Source organism: Chitinophaga sp. (assembly GCF_036566945.1).
Classification (GTDB): Bacteria; Bacteroidota; Bacteroidia; order Chitinophagales; family Chitinophagaceae; genus Chitinophaga.
This window is the reverse complement of sequence record NZ_DATCVJ010000269.1, coordinates 1-2920: the sequence shown is the minus strand read 5'-3', so window position 1 is coordinate 2920 and position 2920 is coordinate 1. Positions and strand designations below refer to the sequence as shown.

The 2920-nt window shown below is 45.8% G+C and carries 1 protein-coding gene; it reads left to right on the top strand.

The window, feature by feature from the left end; genetic code table 11:
• On the top strand, positions 1-2613 hold a 2613-nt coding region (locus tag VIP81_RS07860; protein ID WP_331958132.1), incomplete at its 5' end, for an AsmA-like C-terminal region-containing protein.
• Between the last annotated feature and the right edge of the window lie 307 nt (positions 2614-2920).

Sequence of the window (2920 nt, the reverse complement as noted above, 5' to 3'; positions counted from 1 at the left end):
CTGGATAGTAAGCTGCTGATAGATGTTACCGGTAAAACAGATACTTCGTTGTTTCGGCATAAGCAGCTGAGTTTTAAGCTGAGTGCGGAATACGACAAACAGAAGAAACAACTCACCCTGCCACCGGGCACCATCCGTTTGGAAGAAGCTTCTTTGTTACTACAAGGAACGGCCAGCGAACATTATGTAGACCTTAAAGTGAAAGGCGACAAACCCGACATCAACCTGTTGCTGGCCATGGTACCTAAAGACGTGGCCGACATGCTGGACAAATACAAACATGATGGCCGCATTTTCTTTGATGGCATCATCAAAGGAGCAATTGGAAAAGGCATCATGCCGCTGATGGAGTTCAATTTCGGCTGCGAAAACGTATGGTTTCAAAACAAAAAAGTAGATCGTAAGGTAGATTCCATGGGCTTTAAAGGATACTATACCAACGGCGCCGCGCATAACCTGCAAACCTCTGAGCTGCATGTGCTGAACTTCAACGCCAGACCGGGTACCGGGGTATTCAAAGGAAACTTTGTGATGAAGAATTTTACGGATCCGCAGATCATCATGCAGCTTTATTCTGAGCTGAACCTGCGGTTTGTGGGAGAATTCCTGGGCATCAAAGACCTGGAGCAAATCAGTGGCGAAATAAAGCTGAACATGAATTTCCGGGAAATGGTAGACCTGCGTATTCCGGAAGAAAGTTTAGCCAAACTGAAAGAAGGCGTACAAAGTGAACTCACCGTAAAGAACCTGGAGTTCCGTATCCCCGGCTATCATCTGCCGGTGAGAAACATGAATGTGCATGCACAGATAGAACAGGGACGCCTTCAGCTGGATTCTATTGCTTTTCGTATAGGCAGCTCCGATATACTGGCACAGGGATCTGTAAGTGATATCCCTGCATTGTTTCACCAGCAGAATAAACCGGTAGCCGTTAACTTCAGCGCCTCCAGTAAGCGTTTGCAGCTGGGAGAATTATATAAATTTGATTCCACCCACCCTATTTTATCTAAAGAAGTGATCACCGGGTTTAATATAGGCCTGGCACTGGAAACATCTGTGAATGAGTTGTTACATCCTACACCTTTGCCGCATGGCACTTTCAAGGTAGAAAAGCTGTATGCCAAATTCCAGCAATACCCGCATGCCCTGCATGATTTTAACGCGGAAGTGGTGATTAATGACACCAGTTTACGAGTGCCTAATTTCAGTGGAAACATCGACAGCAGCGGCTTTGCCTTCAAAGGCCGGTTGAATAACTACGCGATCTGGTTTGATAAGATCAAAAAGGGCAATACTACGGTTGCTTTCGACTTTAAGTCGAACCGCCTGGCAGTGAATGACCTGATCAGTCAGCGTGGCCATAAATTTATTCCGCAAGGCTACTGGTATGAGCAGGCCAATAATGTTTGGCTGCGGAGCAAAATGGAGATTAAATACGATACCGTTTTCAAGAAAATAGATGCCCGTATCGCCAATATTTCCGGCACATTAAAAGCGCATCCGATCAACATCGAAAAAGTAACCGGCAGGATTCGTTATGGAAATAACCGGTTTATTGTAGTAGATACGCTGGCCGGAAAAATAGGTCGCACCGACTTTGACCTGAACATGCGTTACGCCGTAGGCAAGCGTAAAAACAAAGAAAAGAAAAGTAACTACTTCCGCTTTAAATCTGAGCTGCTGGACATTGATGAGCTGATGAACTATGATTTCAGCGAGCATCCGGTGGCCACTGCCGCGCCGGTGAAACACACCACAGTAAAGGAGAACGACTCCCTGCATGCCGCAGGTTTTAATATCTTCAATATTCCTTTTTCTGAATTTGAAGCGCAGGTAGATGTGAAGAAAGTCAAGTACAAAAAGTTATGGCTGAAAAATGTACTCGCCAATGTCCATATGCGGGAAGACCAGAAAATAAAGGTTGATACCATTGCCATGAACATCGCCGGCGGACACATCGCCATGCGGGGGATGTTCAATGCCAGCGATCCGAAAAAGCTGTATTTCAAAAATGGTATTTACCTGGAAAATGTTGACCTCTCCAAACTGCTCATCAAATTTGATAATTTCGGGCAGGACTTTGTCTTGAACAACAACCTGAAAGGCACGCTGAGCGGACATATCAAGAGTTATGTACGTATGCACCCGGATCTTACACCGGTACTCAATGAAACGGAGTCACAGATGGATATCGAAATCCATAACGGCACCTTGCTGGACTTTGGTCCTATGCAGGCCATGGCCGGGTATTTCAAAGACAAGAACCTACGCATGGTACGATTTGATACGCTTCGTAATAAGCTCACGCTCAAAAACGGCGTATTGGAAATTCCGAATATGAGCATCAATTCTTCCCTGGGGTATATAGAAGTATCGGGCAGTCAATCGCTGGATATGAGCATGAACTATTTCCTGCGCATCCCCATGAAGATGGTAACCCAGGTGGGTTTCCAGGCGCTATTTGGCCGGCAACAGGAAGAGGTGAACGTGGACCAGGTGGATGCTATTGAAGTCCGGGATAAGGATAAGAAGATCCGTTTTATGAATCTGAACATTTCGGGTACACCGGATAAGTATAAGATTGCGTTGAAAAAGGCGAAGCGGACGAGTTAAGGATATGGGCCGCTCCCCCAGAGCGGCCCATGATCATCCGGTTGTTTGCCATCGCCCGACTCACAGCAGCCCCCCATTGTCCACATCCGGACACCCCTCCCCCAAAACCGGACAGCCATCATTACCTAAACAACTAATTATCAATCCCTCCCACCATGGCATTATCTTGGTCTTTTAGGAAACCGCACTATTTTTGTAAAAGGTGTATATGCTATGATGTTTAAAAACTACTTCAAGATCACATTAAGGAATCTCTGGAAAAACAAGACTTACAGCTTCCTCAATATTTTTGGAGTAGCCATCGGGT